Here is an 18,879-nt window from a genome sequence, read left to right as displayed (position 1 = left end):
ATGGGAGTCGTTTCGTAACACTGCCCCAAATTGGACAGTCTGAGCTGGGGGAGGGCCGGATCGTGAACCAACAGCCCGATAGCCATATGGCCGCTGCCCCGGTCGATTTATTCGTCATCGGTGGTGGCATTAACGGCGCCGGGATCGCGCGCGACGCGGCAGGCCGGGGGCTGAGCGTGATCTTGGCCGAGATGAACGATCTGGCCTCGGCGACCTCTTCGGCCTCGACCAAGCTTTTCCACGGCGGGCTGCGTTACCTTGAGTATTTCGAGATCGGCCTTGTGCGCCATGCGCTGACCGAGCGCGAGGTGCTGCTGAAGGCGATGCCGCATATCTCTTGGCCGATGCGTTTCGTGCTGCCCTATCACCGCGACATGCGGTTCGAGGGCGATACGCCGACCTCTAAACTGCTGCGGTTGTTCATGCCGTGGATGCGGGGCCGCCGTCCGGCATGGCTGATCCGGCTGGGCCTGTTTCTCTATGACAACCTCGGCGGGCGTAAAATCCTGCCCGCCACACGCAGCCTGTCCTTGCGCGGCACGCCCGAAGGGGCGCCGCTGGAGGATCGGTTCGAGAAGGCTTTTGAATACTCCGATTGCTGGATCGAAGACTCCCGCCTCGTGGTGCTGAACGCCCGCGACGCCGAACTGCGCGGCGCGCGTATCATGACCCGGACCAAAGTCGTCTCTGCCGACCGCAGCGCCGATGGCTGGGCGGTCACGGTAGAGCATGGCGCGGATGGCCGGCGCGAGGTGATCCACGCCAAGATGCTGGTCAACGCGGGTGGCCCGTGGGTCGGCGACATCATCCATAACACCGCGCGGCTGAACTCCTCCGAAGGGGTGCGGCTGGTGCGCGGCAGCCATATCGTGACCAAGCGGCTCTACGATCACGACAAATGCTATTTCTTCCAAGGCACCGATGGGCGGATCATCTTCACGATCCCCTATGAGCAGGATTTCACCCTGATCGGCACCACCGACGCGGATCACCCCGATCCGTCCGTCACCCCGGAATGCACGCCCGAAGAGCAGGACTACCTGATCGACTTCGTGAACGGCTATCTCAAGCAGGACATCACCCGCAAAGATATCGTCTGGACCTATTCCGGCGTGCGTCCGCTTTATGACGACGGGGCCAGCAGCGCCACGGCGGCGACGCGGGACTATACGCTCAAGGTCGACAAGACCGGCGGCGCGCCGATCCTCAATGTCTTTGGCGGCAAGATCACGACCTACCGCAAACTGGCCGAAGACGCGCTGGAGCTGATCGCGCCGCATTTCGACGGGCTGTCGGGCCATTGGACCGCAGGCGTCGCCCTGCCCGGCGGTGATTTCCCGGTGGACGGCGTGGCGCAGTTGATCGCGCGGCTGAAAGCGGATTATGACTTTCTGGATGAAAGCTGGGCAGCCCGGCTGATCCGCGCCTATGGTACGGATGCTTGGGCGATGGCGGGCGAGGCGAAGACGCTGGCGGATATGGGCGAGCATTTCGGGGCCACCCTCACCGCGCGCGAGGCCGCTTGGCTGATGAACAAGGAATATGCCCTCAGCGCAGAGGACGTCGTCTGGCGCCGCAGCAAGCTGGGCCTGCGAATGGACGAGACGCAGATCGCGCGTCTTGATGAATGGATGCAGATGCGCGCGGCGAAACAAGCCGCCTCTGCGGCGGAATGAGGGGAGGTCGAACGTGAGTTTGATCCTGAAGAACGTGTCGAAGACGGTAGGCGGCCAAACGCATATCTACCCGACCGACCTGACCTTGGAAAAAGGCACGATGAACGTGCTTTTGGGGCCTACGTCCTCGGGCAAGACGTCGCTGATGCGTCTGATGGCGGGGCTCGATGTGCCGGGTACGGGCCAGGTCATCTGGAACGGTGAAGACGTGACCGGCATGCGGGTGCAGGACCGCAAGGTCGCGATGGTCTATCAGCAGTTCATCAACTACCCCTCGATGACGGTTTACGACAACATCGCCTCTCCGATGAAGCTGGTGGGCAAGTCGAAGGATGAGATCGATCGTGCCGTGCGCGAAACCGCCGAGCTGATGCAGCTCACCCCGATGCTCGACCGCAAACCGCTGGAGCTTTCGGGCGGCCAGCAGCAGCGCTGCGCCTTGGCGCGGGCGCTGGTCAAGAATGCCGGGCTGGTGCTCTTGGATGAGCCACTGGCGAACCTCGACTACAAGCTGCGCGAAGAACTTCGCGCCGAAATCCCACGTATCTTTGAACGGGCTGGGTCGATCTTCGTCTATGCGACGACCGAGCCGGAAGAGGCGCTGCTTCTGGGCGGCAATACCGCGACGCTCTGGGAAGGCCGCGTTACGCAATTCGGCCCGACGCCGAGCGTCTACCGCCGGCCCGAGAATGCGACCACGGCGCGGGTGTTCTCTGACCCGCCGATGAACTTCCTCAGCATGACCAAATCGGGCGACACACTGCGTTTCGACGGCGGTGAGATGGCGGCGCCCGCCACGATGGCCAGCTTGCGTGACGGCGAATATACCGCCGGTTTTCGCCCCAACCACCTCACGCTGAGCGCGCAGGCGCCGGAGGCCATCGGCTTTGACGCGGTACTGAACGTGACCGAGATCACGGGGTCGGAGACCTTTATCCACCTCGATTACCACGGCGCGAAATGGGTCGGTCTGGTGCATGGCATCCAGCATTTGCAGCCCGGCCAGCCGCTGCCGGTCTATCTAGACCCGGCGCATATCTACCTGTTTGACGCGAACGGGGCGCTCGTCTCGGCCGCGCCCTATGCGGAGGCGGCATAATGGCCAAGATCACGCTTGATAACCTCGCCCATTCCTATCTGCCCAATCCCAGCGGTGAGGATGATTTCGCCCTCAAGGAATTGAACCACGACTGGATCGACGGCGAAGCCTATGCGCTTTTGGGCGCCTCGGGCTGTGGCAAATCCACACTGCTCAACATCATCTCGGGGCTTTTGCAGCCTTCGCAGGGGCGCATCCTATTCAATGATGTAGACGTTACCCATGCGCCGACCGCCGAGCGCAACATCGCGCAGGTCTTCCAGTTCCCGGTCGTCTACGACACGATGACCGTGCATGACAATCTGGCCTTCCCGCTGCGCAACCGCGGGGCGGATGCCTCTTATGTAGCGTCCCGCGTCCAACAGATCGCCAAGATGATCGGCATGGAGGATGAGCTGAACCGTAAGGCGCGGGGCCTCACGGCGGATGCCAAGCAGAAGATTTCGCTGGGCCGCGGCATGGTGCGCGAGGATGTGAACGCGCTCTTGTTCGACGAGCCGCTCACGGTGATCGACCCCCATATGAAATGGGAGTTGCGCACGCAGCTGAAATCGCTGCACCACGAATTCGGCCATACGATGATCTATGTCACCCATGACCAGACCGAGGCGCTTACCTTTGCCGATAAGGTGGTGGTGATGTATGATGGCCGCGTCGTGCAGATCGGCACGCCGCAGGAGCTTTTCGAGCGGCCTGCCCATACTTTCGTGGGCTATTTCATTGGCTCGCCGGGGATGAACCTCTTTGACGCGCAGATCGCGGGCAATGCGGCGCAGGTCGCGGGCACGAGTGTCAATTTGAACAAGACCTACGCCCCCAAGGGACAGAAAACGCAACTGGGCGTCCGGCCCGAATTCGTTCGGATCAATGGCGAAGGTCTGGGCCTTCCGGCCAAGGTGACCCGTGTCGAGGATGTGGGCCGTCACAAGATCATCCGTCTCGACGTGGCAGGCCAGCAGGTCAGCGCCATCGCCGAGGAAGGCGCAACAGTGCCAAGCGAAAACACCGCGATCAGTTTCGATCCGGCGGGCATCAACGTCTATGACGACGACTGGCGCATCAGCGCAGAGGGAGAGGCCGCATGAACAAGACCGTCAACCAAAAGGCATGGTTCCTTGTCCTGCCGGTGCTGATCCTCGTGGCCTTCTCGGCCGTGATCCCGCTGATGACCGTGGTGAACTACTCCGTACAAGACACCTTTGGCCGGAACGAATTCTTCTGGGCCGGGCTGGAGTGGTTCTCTGACATGCTCGACAGCGACCGGATGTGGGACGCGCTTGGCCGTCAGTTGATCTTCTCGGGGGTCATTCTGGCAATCGAAATCCCGCTTGGCATCTTCGTTGCGCTCAACATGCCGAAAAACGGGTTCTGGGCCAGCTTCTGTCTTGTCCTGATGTCCCTGCCGCTGCTGATCCCGTGGAACGTGGTCGGCACCATCTGGCAGATCTTTGGCCGCGTCGACATTGGTCTTCTGGGCTATACGCTCGATAAGCTGGGCATCACCTATAACTACACCCAAGATATCACCTCGGCGTGGATTACGGTTGTGGTCATGGATGTCTGGCACTGGACCTCTCTGGTGGCGCTCTTGGCCTATGCCGGTCTGCAATCCATTCCGGACGCCTACTATCAAGCGGCCAAGATCGACCAAGCCAGCCGTTGGGCCGTGTTCCGCTACATCGAACTGCCCAAGATGGCCGGCGTGCTGATGATCGCCATTCTGCTGCGCTTCATGGACAGCTTCATGATCTATACAGAGCCGTTCGTCGTGACCGGCGGCGGGCCGGGCAATGCCACGACCTTCCTGTCGATCGACTTGGTGAAAATGGCCATCGGCCAGTTTGACCTTGGCCCCGCAGCGGCGTTCAGCCTGATGTATTTCCTCGTTATCCTGTTGATTTCATGGGTGTTCTATACCGTGATGGTCAACCTCGACAAAAGGGATGGTGTGTGATGACCGACACAACCGCGCAAGCCCCCGGCGCCGCGCCCATTCCGGGTGACGTGACCGCTGCCAAACGCACCCGGCGCAGCCGCTTCCGGCCCAAGGGCTCGGTGGTGGTGATGACGCTCTACCTGCTGTTCCTGATGCTGCCGATCTATTGGCTCATCAACATGAGCCTCAAGACCAATGCCGAAATCCTCGGGTCCTTCTCGCTCTATCCGCGGGACCTGACGCTGGCGAACTATGCCAAGATCCTCACCGATCCGAGCTGGTACATGGGCTATGTGAACAGTCTGATTTATGTGGTGATGAACACGGTGATCTCGCTCGCCGTGGCGCTGCCGGCGGCCTATGCCTTCTCGCGCTACACGTTTCTGGGCGACAAACACCTGTTCTTCTGGCTGCTGACGAACCGCATGTCACCACCCGCCGTTTTCGCGCTGCCGTTCTTTCAGCTTTACTCTTCGGTCAACCTCTTTGACACGCATATCGCCGTGGCGCTGGCACACTGCCTGTTCAACGTGCCGCTCGCAGTTTGGATCCTCGAAGGTTTCATGCGCGGCGTGCCGAAGGAGATCGACGAGACGGCTTATCTCGACGGCTATTCCTTCCCGCGCTTCTTTGTCCGCATCTTCACCCCGCTGATTGCCTCCGGTATCGGGGTCGCGGCCTTCTTCTGCTTCATGTTCTCATGGGTGGAACTGCTGCTGTCGCGCACGCTCACTTCGGTCGATGCCAAACCCATCGCCGCCACCATGACCCGTACCGTTTCGGCCTCCGGCCTCGACTGGGGCGTGCTGGCCGCGGCGGGTGTGCTGACCATCGTGCCGGGGGCGCTGGTGATCTATTTCGTCCGCAACTACATCGCCAAGGGCTTTGCCCTCGGGCGGGTATAAGAGAGGAGACCGCCCATGTCTTGGATGGCTTGGACCATGCCCACCGCGATCTTCTTCGGTGTCATCGCGCTGTTACTCGTGACCTTCACGATCCTCGCGATCAAATTCCCTGAGACGCCCCGTGTGGGCATCCTCAGAATTGAGACAACCCGTGGTGACCGTCTGTTCATCACGCTTCTCGGCTCGGCCTTTATCAATTTGATCTGGCTGGGTTTCGAGGCGGGTCCGCAGCCCTATGCGCTGCTGGTCTGCCTTGCCTATGCCGCAGCCGTATTTCGCTGGGTCTAGGCGCTATCACGGCGGACCCCGGGCAACCCGGGCCGCCATACGACACGACCAAATGTCTAGGGAGGACATAATGAAACGATCTGTCATGAAATCGAGTACCGCTTTGGCGGTCACGCTCGGTCTGCTCGCCGGGCCAGCATTCGCGGATATGGAAGCCGCGAAGAAGTTCCTCGACGAGGAAATCGAACGCTCCGCGCTGAGCCGCGAAGAGCAGGAAGCGGAGATGCAATTCTTCATCGACGCTGCCGAGCCGTTCAAAGGCATGGACATCAAAGTCGTGTCCGAGACCATCACCACCCATGAATACGAAGCCAACGTGCTGGCCCCGGCCTTCAGCGCGATCACCGGCATCAACATCACCCACGACCTGATCGGCGAGGGCGACGTGGTTGAAAAGCTGCAAACGCAGATGCAGTCGGGCGAGAACATCTATGACGCCTATGTCAACGACTCGGACCTCATCGGCACCCACTGGCGCTACAAACAGGCGCGCAGCCTGACCGACTGGATGGAGAATGAAGGCAAGGACGTGACCAACCCCGGTCTCGATCTGGACGACTTCATCGGCCTTGATTTCACCACCACCCCGGATGGTGATCTGTACCAACTGCCCGACCAGCAATTTGCAAACCTTTACTGGTTCCGCCACGATTGGTTCACCGATCCTGAGCTGATGGCTGAATTCAAAGAAAAATACGGCTATGAGCTGGGCGTGCCGGTCAACTGGTCTGCCTATGAGGACATTGCTGAATTCTTCACTGGCCGCACGATTGATGGCGTCGAAGTCTATGGCAACATGGACTATGGCAAGAAAGACCCAAGCCTTGGCTGGCGCTACACCGACGCGTGGCTGTCCATGGCGGGTGGCGGCGATGTGGGTGAGCCCAATGGCCTGCCGGTCGATGAATGGGGCATCCGGGTGAACGAGAACTCCCAGCCTGTCGGGTCCTGCATGGCACGCGGCGGCGCCACCAACGATGCAGCGGCGGTCTATGCGATCACCAAAGCGATCGAATGGCTGGAGAAGTACACGCCCCCCGCAGCCGCGGGCATGACCTTTAGCGAAGCAGGCCCAGTGCCCGCGCAGGGGGCCATCGCGCAGCAGATGTTCTGGTACACCACATTCACCGCCGACATGGTCAACGACAGCGCCAAGGCCGTGCTGAACGAAGACGGCACGCCCAAGTGGCGTATGGCCCCCAGCCCGCATGGTGCCTATTGGAAAGAAGGCCAGAAGGTTGGCTATCAGGACGTAGGCAGCTGGACGCTGATGGAAAGCACGCCCGTCGACCGCGCCAAGGCCGCATGGCTTTACGCGCAGTTCGTGACCTCGAAAACCGTGGACGTCGAAAAGGCCCATGCCGGTCTGACCTTCATCCGCGAGTCGACCATCCAGCACGAAAGCTTCACCGAGCGCGCGCCGAAACTCGGCGGTCTGGTGGAATTCTACCGTTCGCCCGCGCGCACCGCATGGTCGCCCACCGGGACGAACGTGCCGGATTACCCCAAGCTGGCGCAGCTGTGGTGGCAGAACATCGGCGACGCAATGTCGGGTGCGAAGACACCGCAAGAAGCGCTCGACAGCCTCTGCGCCGAGCAAGAAAAGGTCATGGAACGTCTTGAGCGCGCAGGCGTCCAAGGTGATCTGGGTCCGAAAATGAACGAGGAGCGTGAAGCCTCCTACTGGCTTGAGCAGGAAGGTTCGCCCGTTGCCAAGCTCGACAACGAAGACCCCGAGCCCGAGACCATCAGCTACGAAGAGTTGATCAAGTCCTGGCAGTAAGCCAAACTTTCGGGGGCCGGGACGCAGCAGCGTTCCGGCCCCTTTTTCGTTTCATCCAACATCCGGGGGCCGCGCCATGACCCATATCCTCGCCATTGATCAGGGAACCACCTCCTCGCGGGCGATCATCTTTGACGGCAACATGTCGGTGACGGCCACGGCCCAAGAAGAATTTCCGCAGCATTTCCCCCGCTCCGGCTGGGTCGAACATGATCCGGGCGATCTGTGGTCGACGACCGCTGGCACCTGCCGCGCGGTGATCGAAAAGGCCGGTCTGCGCCCCGATGACATCACCGCCATCGGCATCACCAACCAGCGCGAGACAACGCTGGTCTGGGACGCGAAAACCGGCAAGCCGGTGCATAACGCCATCGTCTGGCAAGACCGCCGCACCGCCGATTTCTGCCGCGCGCTGCGCGAAAGCGGCGACGACAAGATCATCACCGAACGCACCGGCCTGTTGGCCGATCCCTATTTCTCGGGCACCAAGCTGAAATGGATCCTCGACAATGTCGAAGGCGCGCGCGAGCGGGCGCGGGCGGGCGAGCTGCTTTTCGGCACCGTTGACAGCTACCTGATCTGGAAGCTCACTGGCGGCGCGCGCCATGTGACCGATGCGACCAACGCCGCACGGACCATGCTCTATGACATCCACAAAGGCCGCTGGAGCACGACGATCTGCAAGATGTTCGACGTGCCGCTCGAAATGCTGCCCGAGGTGCAGGACTGCGCCGCCGATTTCGGCACCACGCGGCCCGACCTCTTTGGCCGCGAGATCCCGATCCTCGGCGTCGCGGGCGACCAGCAGGCGGCGACCATCGGGCAAGCCTGTTTCCAGCCCGGCATGATGAAATCGACCTATGGCACCGGCTGTTTTGCCCTGCTGAACACGGGCGAGACGGCGGTTACCTCGACCAACCGGTTGCTCACCACCATCGCCTACCAGCTTGATGGCAAACCGACCTATGCGCTCGAAGGCTCGATCTTCGTTGCCGGGGCCGTGGTGCAATGGCTGCGCGACGGGCTGAAAATGATCCGCGAGGCGGGCGAGACTCAGGCTCTGGCCGAGCAGGCCGATCCGCATCAGAATGTGGTGCTGGTGCCTGCTTTCGTGGGCCTCGGCGCGCCATATTGGAACGCCGAATGCCGTGGCGCGATCTATGGGCTCACGCGCAACTCCGGCCCCGCGGAACTCGCGCGCGCGGCGCTCGAAAGCGTGGGCTACCAGACCCGTGACCTCTTGGAAGCGATGCAGGCCGATTGGGCCGCCCAAGGCCAGCCGGGCGAGATTGCGACCCTGCGCGTCGATGGCGGGATGAGCGCCAGTGACTGGGCGATGCAGTTCCTCTCGGACGTGATCGGCGCCTCGGTGGACCGCCCCGATGTGCTGGAGACCACAGCACTTGGGGCCGCGTGGCTCGCCGGGCAGCGGGCGGGCATCTACCCCGATATGGAAGGCTTCGCCCGCGAATGGGCGCTCGACCGGCGGTTTGAAACTGAGATGGACGAGGCCGCGCGCGAAGAGAAATACGGCGCTTGGCAGCGGGCTGTTCAGGCGACGTTGCAGTTCTGATGCAGACGATCTCTCCTTTCGGTTTCGCCACCGCCGGACGCATCCGTTTTGGCCGTGGTGTGGCGGGTGAAGCGGCCTCAGCCGCGCGGGGTTATGGGCGGCAGGTGCTTCTGCTGCGCGGCGGCTCGGTCGCTTGGGTCGATGAACTGGCGCGCGATTTGGCGGCGGCGGGCTGCGAGGTGACCCAGTTGCGCGGCAGCGGCGAGCCGTCGGTCGAAGACGTGCGCGCCGCCGTGGCGGCGGGGCGCGGCGCGGATGTGGTGCTGGGCGTGGGCGGTGGCGCGGTGATCGACCTTGCCAAGGCGGCAGCGGCGCTGATCCCGTCGGAGTGCGACGTGATGGAGCATCTTGAAGTCGTGGGCGCGGGCAAGCCCTTGCAGGCCGATCCCCTGCCGATGATCGCGATCCCCACTACCGCAGGCACAGGGGCCGAGGTGACCAAAAACGCCGTCATCGCCGTGCCGGAGGCCGCGCGAAAAGTCAGCCTGCGCGACGACCGCATGCTGCCGCGTCTGGCCTTGGTCGACCCGGCGCTGACCGATGGCGCGCCGCGCGGGGTGACTTTGGGCTCCGGTCTCGACGCGCTGGTGCAGGTGATCGAGCCCTATCTGTCCAGCAAAGCCAACCCGCTGACCGATGCGCTCTGCCGCGCCGCGATCCCGCAGGGCATCGCCGCGCTCAAGCGTCTGGCTGCGGGAGAGGATCCAGCCGCGCGGGATGCGCTGGCCTATGTTAGCCTTTCGGGCGGTTTGGCACTGGCCAATGCGGGCCTCGGGGCCGTGCATGGGCTGGCAGGTGTGATCGGTGGACGTTTCGGCGCGCCGCATGGGCTGATCTGCGGGCGTTTGCTCGGGCCGGTTTTGGCCGCAAACAGGGATGCGATGGGGGCCTCGACCCGGTTTTCGGAGGTGCAGATGTGGCTCTCCGACGGGTTCGACCTGCCCGCGGATGGCACGTTCAAAGCGCTCACCGCCATGCTCGACGATTGGGGGCTGGACCGGTTGAATCGTTGGATCCCCGAAGATGCGGATCTGGGCGAGACGGCCCGCGAGGCGGCGGCCTCTTCCTCCATGCGTGCGAACCCTTGCGTGCTTGAGGCGGAAACCCTCGAAGCCTGCATCCGCGCGGCAATGTAGCGGGCAGGGGCCACGGCCCCCGCCCGGCAGTTTTACGCGGCGCGCGGCGGCGTGTTGCCTTCGCCCAAATCCCAGAACACGCCCGCCATCACCCGCAGCGCATCGCGGCAGACGGGTTTCAGCACATGTTCATCCGGCGCGTGCTGCGAACAGCTTCGATAGGAATGCGGCACCCAGACGGTCGGCAGACCCAAGATATCGCTGAAGCTGTCATTGGGCAGCGAGCCTGCGAGGTTGGGCAGGATATGCGGCGCTTTCCCGGCGCTTTTCGTCAGAGAATCAGCCACGAATTTGACCCAAGGGTGATCCGCATCCAGCCGCGTCGCGCGGAAAAAGCCACGGTCATGCGGTTCGATCCGGACATCCTCGAACCCCTGTTTATCAAGGTGCCGGCGCAGGGCGGGCAGGATGTCTTCGGGATCGGTGCCGACGACATAGCGCAATTGGCAGGTGGCCGTCGCATGGGCCGAGATCGCGTTGACCGGCGCTTCGGGCACGCCGCTTTTCATCGCGAGAATGGCAAAGCTGTTCCAGCCGTAGGCGCGCTCGACCGGGGTTAGGTCTTCTTCGCCCCAGTCGGTGTCGATGGCGGGGCCATCATCGCTTTCGATCGGCAGATCTTTCAACGCCGCGCGGACCGAGGGGGTCAGGCTGTCGGGCCGCCACTCGGGGATCTGGATTTGCCCGCGTTTGTCGGTGATGGTCGATAGGGCCTGCGCCAAGATCATTGCAGGATCAGCCAGCAAGCCACCCCAGTTACCCGAGTGATGCGCGCCTTCGCGTTTGTCGACGATCAGGTCAAACGACACGCCCCCGCGCGAGCCCATGAACATGGTCGGCACTTCGGGTTGCAGCCGCGGCCCGTCCGAGGCGATGAGCACGTCGGCGGTCAGTTCCTCGCGGTGTTCGGCAAAGAACTCGGGCAGGCCCGCGCTGCCGGTCTCCTCGCTCATCTCAATCACGATGCGGCAGTTGAAACCCAGCTTGCCGCGGGTCTTCAGCACCGCTTCGATGGCGGCGATGTTGATCAGGTGCTGGCCCTTGTTGTCGGCGGTGCCGCGGCCATAAAGCTTGTCGCCTTCTTCGACCAGTTTGAAAGGATGCAGCCCCTCGCGCCACTGGTCGGTCTGGGCGCGGATCACGTCGCCGTGGCCATAGGTCAGCACGGTGGGCAGGTCGTCCCCCTCGCGGCGCTCGCCCACCAGAAAGGGGCCGCCGCGCGGGTCAGGATTGTCGTGAAAGCTGCAGGCAAAGCCCATCGCCGTCAGCCGCGGCTCCATCGTCTCGACCAGATAGCGTTTCAGTTCGGTGGCTTGGTCGGGGTTCTGGCTCTCGGTCTCATAAGAGACGAGGTTGGCCAGTTCGGCTTGGAACGTCCCCTCATCGAAATAGGTCGAGATCGCTTCGATCGCTTGATCGCGGGTCATGCTTCAATGTCCTTTGTCATATCTTCGGAAATGGCGTCGCCCCAAGGCGACATAATCTCGGTGCAGCCGGAATTCTGCCTGCCCGCGCGCATCACGCCTGCGGGACAGGCGAAAGCGTAGGGAAAGATCGTGCGTTTGGTCTCGGCGACCGCGTTGTTCTCGCGCAGCCGGTCGAGCACATCGCGCGGCAGGCTTTCATCGGCGATGAGCTGGTTGGCGTCCGAAGCGTCAATGCGCGGCGCGTGGAAGCTGTCTTCGAGCGACATGTCGAAATCGGTGACAAAGGAGGACAGTTGCGCCACCGCGCCCAAAATCTTGCGCCCGCCGGAGGCGCCGAAGGCGAAGCGTTTGTCGCCCTGTTCGCCGATCACAGGGCAGACGTTCATCAGGCAACGTTTGTTCGGCCCCAGCGAGTTCGGGCGGCCCTGAACCGGGTCGAACCACATGATCCCGTTGTTCATCAAAAAGCCGGTGGAGGGCGAGACGACGCGGGAGCCGAAGATCGACAAGAGCGTCTGGGTCTGCGCCACCATATTCCCGTGACGGTCGACGACCGAGAAATGGGTGGTGCAGCCCGGTGCCTCGGGGCTTTCGCCGGTATCGCCCATGGAGCCCAGACGGCGGGCATAGGCGCCTTTGAGCGCCTCGGCCATGGCGGCATAGCTGTCGGGGCCGGGGGCGTTCCCGAGGTCTTCAGTGGCGAGAGAGGCAAAGGTATCGCGGAAGGTCGGCCCGGCGGTCAGCCCCGGCACGACATGGAAGCGCGCGTCGCGGTAGGCAAAGTCGAGCGGCGCGCTGAATTCGGCGCGGTAGGCTTGCAGGTCGTCGTGGCTGAGGCAGCCGCCCTTGTCCTGCACATCCCGCGCCATCGCGGCACCAAGGTCTCCATCATAGAGGGCGCGCGCCCCGTGCCGCGCGATCTGGTCAAGGCTGTCGGCCATGCGCGACTGGTCCAGCCGTTTTTCGGCCAGCGCGGTCCAGCCGCTGATCGTGGGCCACTGCCCGTCTTCCAGAAAGAGGTCCGCCGCATCCGCATCCTGCGCAAGGGCGCGTGTGCAAGAGGCGATGACCAGCGCGGCGTACCAATCCACCAACAGACCCTTGCGGGCATGTTCAACCGCCGGGCCAAGCAGCTCGCCCCAAGGCATCTTGCCGAAACGTTCATGGGCTTGGCCCAGCCCGTCGACCACGCCGGGCACGGCGATGGCGGTGGCGCCTTGGACGTTGCGGTCCCCCTCCACATGCTCCCACGGGAAGAGATCGCCCGCCTTGCCCCGCCCGCTCAGCGGATAATTCGCCGAGTCGAGCGCGCCGGGGCTGCGCATGCCGTGGTTCAGCGCATGGGCTTGGCCTTCTTCCGCACGCCAAAGCATCATCGCTCCGCCGCCCGCAGGGCCGCTCATCCAAGGCTCCAGCACGCCGATGACGAAAGAGGTGGCCACAGCCGCATCCACCGCATCGCCCCCTGCCGCAAGCACCTCGGCCCCCGCGATTGCTGCCAACCGATGCTGGGCGGCGACGACGCCATGTTCGGTTTCGATGACGGTTTTGCGGGTTTGACTGCTGTGCGACAGGTTCGATGACATGGGATTACTCTTGTTCGTACATGGGGGTTTCCGGATCGTGCAGATGGCAGGCGACATGCCCCTGCGGGATCGGGGTGTGACGCGGTGCCTTTTGCTTGCACAGATCCGTCGCACGCGGGCAGCGCGGGTGGAAATGGCAACCGGGCGGCGGCGCGATCGGGTTCGGGTAGGCCATGCCAAGCTGGGTGTCGGGCACACCCAAACCGGGCTCGGGCGTCAGCACGGATTTCAAAAGCGCCTTGGTGTAAGGGTGACGCGGCGCGTCAAAGAGCCCGGCGACCGAGTTCTGCTCGACGATCTCGCCCAGATACATCACCGCCACGCGGGTCGCGAGGTGTTCGACCACCGCCAAATCATGGCTGATGAAGAGATAGGTAAGGCCGAACTCCTCGCGCAGCTCGCCCAGAAGGTTGAGGATCTGGCTTTGCACCGACACATCCAGCGCCGAGGTCGGCTCGTCGCAGATCACCACCTCGGGCTTCATGATGAGCGCGCGGGCGATGGCGACGCGCTGGCGCTGGCCGCCCGACATCTGGCTGGGGTAGGTGTTGATCACCCGTTGCGGCAGGCCCACAACGTCGAGGATCTCTTTGACCTTTTTCTTGCGGCTCTCCTCATCACCGATGTTGTGCACCCGCAGCGGCAGAGAGATCACGTCATAGATGCTCTTGCGCGGGTTGAGCGAGGAATAGGGGTCTTGAAAGATCGGTTGGATCCGCCGCGCCAGCGCCAAACGGCCCTGCTGCGTGATCTCCTCACCGTCGATCTTAACGTGACCGGCGGTTGGCTCCTCCAGCCCCAAGAGGATCTTGGCAAGGGTGGATTTGCCGCAACCGGATTCACCGACGAGGCCCAGCACCTCCCCCTTGCCCAATTGCAGCGACACGTCATTCACCGCCGTCAGCGGTTTGACCTTGCCGAACATGCCCTGTTTCACCCGGTAGGTCTTGCTGACGCCGGAAAGCTCCAGCACCGGGGGTGTGTTCACGCTGTCCTTCATACGGTCAGCTCCTTCTCGGAATGGCGTTTGCCATCGGGGAAAATGCAGCGGAAGGCGTGGTTGCCGTCTTCGCGTTTGGGGATGTCGCCACGGCATTCGGCCACCGCATGGGGGCAACGGGTACGGAAGACGCAGCCCTCAACCTCGCCCACCAGCGAGGGCACGATGCCCGGGATCGTGCCCAGTTTCGCGCCGCGGGCGGTCTTGCCCGGGAGCGGGATGCAGCGCAGAAGCCCACGGGTGTAGGGGTGCGAGGGGGCGTTGAAGATGTCTCCGACCGGACCCGTCTCGACCAGTTCGCCCGCATACATCACCGCAACCTTGTCGGCCACGCGGGCCACCACGCCGAGGTCATGGGTGATCAGGATCACGGCCATGTTCATCTCGCGCCCCAGATCGTGCAAGAGCCGCAGGATCTGCGCCTGAATGGTCACGTCGAGCGCGGTTGTCGGCTCATCCGCGATGATCAGTTCCGGCTCGCACATCAGCGCCATGGCAATCATCACACGTTGACGCAGACCGCCCGACAGCTGGTGCGGGTATTGCGACAAGCGGCTCTCGGCGGCGGTGATGCCGACCTTTTCCAAAAGCTCGATGGCCCGTGCCCGCGCCTGCTGTCGGCTGACATTGCGGTGCAACAGCAGCGCTTCGGCCAATTGGTCGCCGATGGTGTAGGCCGGGTTGAGCGAGGTCATCGGCTCTTGAAAAATCATCGACATCCGCGCCCCGCGCAGCTTGCGCATCTGGCCTTGGCTGGCGGTGGTCAGTTCGGTCCCGTCGAAGGTCATCCGGTCGGCGCTGCGTTTGATGTTCTTGCCCAGAAGGCCCATCAGCGCCAGCGAGGTGAGCGATTTGCCCGAGCCGCTTTCGCCGACGATGCACAGCGTCTCGCCGCGGTCGAGGTCGAAGTCGATCCCGCGCACCGCATGCAGGGTGCCGCTGCCCGTGGGAATGTCGAGCCGCAGGTTGCGGACGCTCAGAAGGGATTCTGTCATGGGTCAGCTCCGGTTTTCGGGGGCGGTGACGTCGCGCAGACCGTCACCCATCAGGTTGATCGCCAGCACCAGCACGAAGAGCACGGCGCCCGGGATCAGCACGAGCCACGGCTCGAACAGCATCATGTTCTTGCCTTCGGAGACCATCAGCCCCCAGCTCGGCGTCGGCGGTTGCACCCCGAGGCCAAGGAAGGACAGTGCGGCTTCCAGAAGGATCGCATGGGCCATCTCCAACGTCACGACGACGATCAGGTTGTTGGCGATGTTGGGCATGATCTCGGACAAGAGGATGCGCGGGGTGGAGGCGCCGATGACCTGTGCCGCGGCCACATATTCGCGCCGCCGCACCTGCATGGTGGAGGCGCGCATGACCACCGCGAAACGGTCCCACAAGAGCAGGCCCAGTACCATGATCACCACTTGTAGCGATCCGCCAAGGATCGCCACCACAGCCAGCGCCACCAGTACCACCGGCATCGCCAGACGCACGTTGATGAGGAAGGTGACGACCGCATCGACCTTGCCGCCGAAATAGCCCGCGGCCACTCCCATGGCGGTACCGACGAGGCCCGAGATCAGCGCCGCCACGGCCCCGATCAGCAGCGAAATCCGCGCGCCGTAGATGAGGCGCGACAGGTAATCGCGGCCCAGATGGTCGGTGCCCAAGGGGTGCTCCCACGTGCCGCCCATGAAAACGGGGGGCTCCATCCGGGTCATCAGGCTTTGGGCATAGGGATCATGCGGGGCAATCCAGGGCGCGAGGATCGCGATGATCGTGAGGATGATCAGAACGACCGCCCCGATCAGCAGACCTTGGTGCCCGAAGATGCGCTTGCGCAGCATCTGGCCGGGGGTCGGGCCGGTGATTTCGTCCAAAAGGCTGTCATGTGTGCTTGCCGTGGCCATGTCAGCTGCTCCTCATGCGGGGGTCGAGCCATGCGTTCAGCACGTCTGCGAGGAAGGTGAAAACAATGTAGAACATCGAGAAGATCAGGATCAGCGCCTGCACGGTGGGCAGGTCGTTGCGCGCGATGCTCTCCCACGCCAGATAGCCCGCGCCATGTAGCGCGAAGATCGACTCGACCACGATGGAGCCGCCCAGCATGAAGCCCATCTGCACGGCGGCGAGGCTGACCACGGGGATGATCGCGTTGCGCAGCGCATGGCGGAACAGCACCCGGCGCTCGTTCGCACCCTTGGCCCGCGCGGTGCGGATGTAGTCGGAGTTCAGCACGTCCAGCATGCCCGCGCGCGTCAGGCGCATGATGGCAGGCATAGCGTAATAGCCCAGCACCACCGTCGGCAGGATGAAATGCCGCCACGTGTCGGTGCCCGAGGGTGGCAGCCAGCCCAATTGGATGGCGAAGACCACGATCAGGATGAGGCCGAACCAGAAGCTCGGCATCGCCTGACCGGCAACCGAGATGAAGAGCGCCACACGGTCGATGATCGAATTGGGGCGGATCGCGGCGACCACGCCCAAGGGCACGGCGGTCAGCAACGCGAAGGTGATCCCGCAGACCCCGAGCGTCATGGTCACGCTCAACCGGTCGGCGATGAGCGAGGCGACGGGCAGGCGGAAATAGTAACTTTCGCCAAAATCGCCCTGAAGGGCCGAGAACAGCCATTCGCCATATTGCACCAGCATGGGCCGGTCAAAACCATAGAGACGGCGCAGGGCCTCGATATCTTCGCCACTGGCGGTTTCACCGGCCAGCGCGGCGGCGGGGTCGCCCGACAGGAACAGCAGGCTAAAGCTGATAAACGACACGGTGAAGGCCACGAGAAGGGCCAGTCCCAATCGTTTGAGAATGAATTGAAGCACGGGTGCAACTACCTTGAGGCTGCGCCGCAGGCGAGGGCCTGCCGCGTGGGTCTGGGTTGGGTGCGGAAGGGGAGAAGGGCAGGGGCACCGATCAGGGCGCCCCCGCCGGTTGGTTTACTTCCAGCTGGCCGTGGTGAAGCGCAGGACTTCGTCGGCTGTGGGTGTGTATTCCACCTCATTGGTGGTCACGTAGTTGGTGTTGTAGGAGAACATCGGCGCCCAATAGGCTTCCTCGGTGATGCGTTCGATCGCCTTGGAGTAGTTCTCTTTACGGACCTCGGGGTCGGTCGAGCTGTCGGCGATGTTGAGGTATTCCAGCGTCTCGTCGTCCATCGCGTAGTCGAGCGAGCCATGTTTGAAGAACTGGCTGACCATGGCGGAGGCGTCGTTGATCGAATAGCTGCCCCATGTCTGGAACGACACGGCGGTTTCGCCCTTCATGTTCTGCTCGCGCAGGGCGGAATACTGCAACATCTTGAAGTTGGTATCGATGCCCACAGCGTTCAGATAGCTGGTGATCGCCTCGGCATATTCACGGTCGCGGTAGGCGTAGAAGTCGATGGTCAAACCGTCTTCGTAGCCCGCCTCGGCCAGCAATTCCTTGGCCTTCTCGGGGTTGTATTCATACTTCACCGCCGCGTCTTCGTCGCAGCCGAACTGGCTGGGGAAGCAGGGGGTGTAGACGACTTTGGATTTGCCTTTGAGCAGCGCGTCGACCAGTTCCTGGCGGTTGATCGCATAGTTCACGGCCTTCCGCACGCGCACGTCGGTGAAGGGGCTGTCCTCGGACCGGCCTGCCGCGTCCAGCGTCAGATAGCCCACACGCATGGTGGATTCGTTGGACACTTGGAACTCATCCCGCTCGGCCAGTTTCTCGGCTTGGTCCGACGGTACCTGCCAGATCAGATCAAGCGAGCCGCTGAACAGTTCGGCCATCTGCGTGTTCACATCCGGGATGGTGCGGATGTCGATGTTCTTGATGCTGGGCTTGCCCTTGGGGCTGTCGTGGTAGCCCTCATAGGCTTCCAGTTTGAAGTGCTGGCCGGGGACGACTTCGGTCACCTTGTAAGGGCCAGTGCCGACGGGTTTCAGGCCCATGCCTTCGGGGCCGGCTTCTTCGTAGTAGTCGCTGGGATACATCGAAACGGGGCCGGAGAGGAATTCGATCGCCGCCGGGAACTTCTCTTTCAGCATGATGCGCACGGTGTAGTCGTCGACCTTCTCAGCCGATTTCATCCAGTTCACGTTGCGCTGCGTTTTCACGCCATTGGCCTCATCGGCGACGTAGTTCACGGTAAAGACCACGTCATCGGCGGTGAAGTCCGACCCGTCGTGGAATTTCACGCCTTCGCGCAGTTTGAATTCGATGGTCGTGTCGTCGACCCATTCCCATTCGGTGGCGAGGTTGCCCATGTATTCGTTGGTGACCGGATCGCGGTAGATCAGACCATCCCAGACCGCGCGTTGCAGCACCACGCCTTCGCGGGACGAGTTGAAGTAGCTGTCGACGTTCTCAAGCTCTTTGGTGAAGGCGACATTCAGCGTGTCATTGGCTTTGTCCGCCCAAGCCGCGCCCGTGGCGGCGGCCAGGACAAGCCCGGTGATGGTTGATTTCAGGACCGTGGATTTCATGGTCAACTCCCCTGCTGG

General features: G+C 62.9%; 16 protein-coding genes. 9 read left to right on the top strand and 7 right to left on the bottom strand.

The annotated features are described in order from the left end of the window. Nucleotides 1–86: 86 nt before the first annotated feature. From glpD to ACGYLI_RS12685, 9 genes are all read left to right on the top strand, one after another. A complete protein-coding gene (gene glpD / locus ACGYLI_RS12725) occupies nucleotides 87–1,676 on the top strand; it encodes a glycerol-3-phosphate dehydrogenase (protein WP_394419497.1) in 1,590 nt (529 codons plus the stop codon). Nucleotides 1,677–1,689: 13 nt separating this feature from the next. Then, entirely contained in the window at nucleotides 1,690–2,775 is a 1,086-nt protein-coding gene (locus ACGYLI_RS12720; protein ID WP_067268463.1) for an ABC transporter ATP-binding protein, read from the top strand. Next, complete coding sequence (locus ACGYLI_RS12715; RefSeq protein WP_209219169.1) at nucleotides 2,775–3,860, top strand: ABC transporter ATP-binding protein; 1,086 nt, start codon at nucleotides 2,775–2,777, stop codon at nucleotides 3,858–3,860. The genes ACGYLI_RS12720 and ACGYLI_RS12715 overlap by 1 nt, the downstream gene beginning before the upstream one ends. Next, nucleotides 3,857–4,729, top strand: a complete 873-nt coding sequence (locus ACGYLI_RS12710; protein ID WP_067268460.1) for a carbohydrate ABC transporter permease — start codon at nucleotides 3,857–3,859, stop codon at nucleotides 4,727–4,729. Before ACGYLI_RS12715 ends, ACGYLI_RS12710 begins: the two co-directional genes overlap by 4 nt. Further along, nucleotides 4,729–5,616, top strand: a complete 888-nt coding sequence (locus ACGYLI_RS12705) for a carbohydrate ABC transporter permease (RefSeq protein WP_394419467.1) — start codon at nucleotides 4,729–4,731, stop codon at nucleotides 5,614–5,616. Before ACGYLI_RS12710 ends, ACGYLI_RS12705 begins: the two co-directional genes overlap by 1 nt. A 15-nt stretch (nucleotides 5,617–5,631) precedes the next feature. Then, entirely contained in the window at nucleotides 5,632–5,904 is a 273-nt protein-coding gene (locus ACGYLI_RS12700; protein WP_067268456.1) for a DUF2160 domain-containing protein, read from the top strand. A gap of 85 nt (nucleotides 5,905–5,989) precedes the next feature. Further along, nucleotides 5,990–7,687, top strand: coding sequence for an ABC transporter substrate-binding protein (locus ACGYLI_RS12695; protein ID WP_394419466.1), 1,698 nt, complete (start codon nucleotides 5,990–5,992; stop codon nucleotides 7,685–7,687). A 76-nt stretch (nucleotides 7,688–7,763) separates the two neighbouring features. After that, nucleotides 7,764–9,260 carry a glycerol kinase GlpK gene (gene glpK, locus ACGYLI_RS12690; protein ID WP_394419465.1) on the top strand — a complete coding sequence of 499 codons (1,497 nt, stop codon included), beginning with the start codon at nucleotides 7,764–7,766 and terminating at the stop codon, nucleotides 9,258–9,260. 8 nt (nucleotides 9,261–9,268) lie between these two features. Continuing rightward, on the top strand, nucleotides 9,269–10,396 hold the full coding sequence (locus ACGYLI_RS12685; protein ID WP_394419496.1) for an iron-containing alcohol dehydrogenase: 1,128 nt from the start codon (nucleotides 9,269–9,271) through the stop codon (nucleotides 10,394–10,396). A gap of 32 nt (nucleotides 10,397–10,428) precedes the next feature. On the opposite strand, the gene ACGYLI_RS12680 is transcribed toward ACGYLI_RS12685, so the two are convergent. The 7 genes from ACGYLI_RS12680 to ACGYLI_RS12650 form a co-directional block, all read right to left on the bottom strand. After that, nucleotides 10,429–11,823, bottom strand: coding sequence for a M20 family metallopeptidase (locus ACGYLI_RS12680; protein ID WP_394419464.1), 1,395 nt, complete (start codon nucleotides 11,821–11,823; stop codon nucleotides 10,429–10,431). Then, on the bottom strand, nucleotides 11,820–13,409 hold the full coding sequence (locus tag ACGYLI_RS12675; RefSeq protein WP_394419463.1) for a gamma-glutamyltransferase: 1,590 nt from the start codon (nucleotides 13,407–13,409) through the stop codon (nucleotides 11,820–11,822). The genes ACGYLI_RS12680 and ACGYLI_RS12675 overlap by 4 nt, the downstream gene beginning before the upstream one ends. A 4-nt stretch (nucleotides 13,410–13,413) precedes the next feature. Beyond that, a complete protein-coding gene (locus tag ACGYLI_RS12670; RefSeq protein ID WP_209219165.1) occupies nucleotides 13,414–14,409 on the bottom strand; it encodes an ABC transporter ATP-binding protein in 996 nt (331 codons plus the stop codon). Further along, on the bottom strand, nucleotides 14,406–15,404 hold the full coding sequence (locus tag ACGYLI_RS12665) for an ABC transporter ATP-binding protein (protein ID WP_394419462.1): 999 nt from the start codon (nucleotides 15,402–15,404) through the stop codon (nucleotides 14,406–14,408). The genes ACGYLI_RS12670 and ACGYLI_RS12665 overlap by 4 nt, the downstream gene beginning before the upstream one ends. Before the next feature lie 3 nt (nucleotides 15,405–15,407). Then, nucleotides 15,408–16,310: an ABC transporter permease gene (locus ACGYLI_RS12660; protein ID WP_394419461.1), complete on the bottom strand. Its 903-nt coding sequence runs from the start codon at nucleotides 16,308–16,310 to the stop codon at nucleotides 15,408–15,410. Nucleotide 16,311: 1 nt separating this feature from the next. Beyond that, the gene (locus ACGYLI_RS12655; RefSeq protein ID WP_136720362.1) at nucleotides 16,312–17,229 is read right to left on the bottom strand and encodes an ABC transporter permease; all 918 of its coding nucleotides are present in this window, start codon (nucleotides 17,227–17,229) and stop codon (nucleotides 16,312–16,314) included. 114 nt (nucleotides 17,230–17,343) lie between these two features. Then, the gene (locus tag ACGYLI_RS12650; protein WP_271694045.1) at nucleotides 17,344–18,861 is read right to left on the bottom strand and encodes an ABC transporter substrate-binding protein; all 1,518 of its coding nucleotides are present in this window, start codon (nucleotides 18,859–18,861) and stop codon (nucleotides 17,344–17,346) included. Nucleotides 18,862–18,879: the final 18 nt, after the last annotated feature.

It is taken from the genome of Sulfitobacter sp. 1A13421 (assembly GCF_043557285.1).
GTDB classification, from domain to species: Bacteria; Pseudomonadota; Alphaproteobacteria; order Rhodobacterales; family Rhodobacteraceae; genus Sulfitobacter; species Sulfitobacter faviae.
This window is presented reverse-complemented; position numbering and strand designations above follow the sequence as displayed.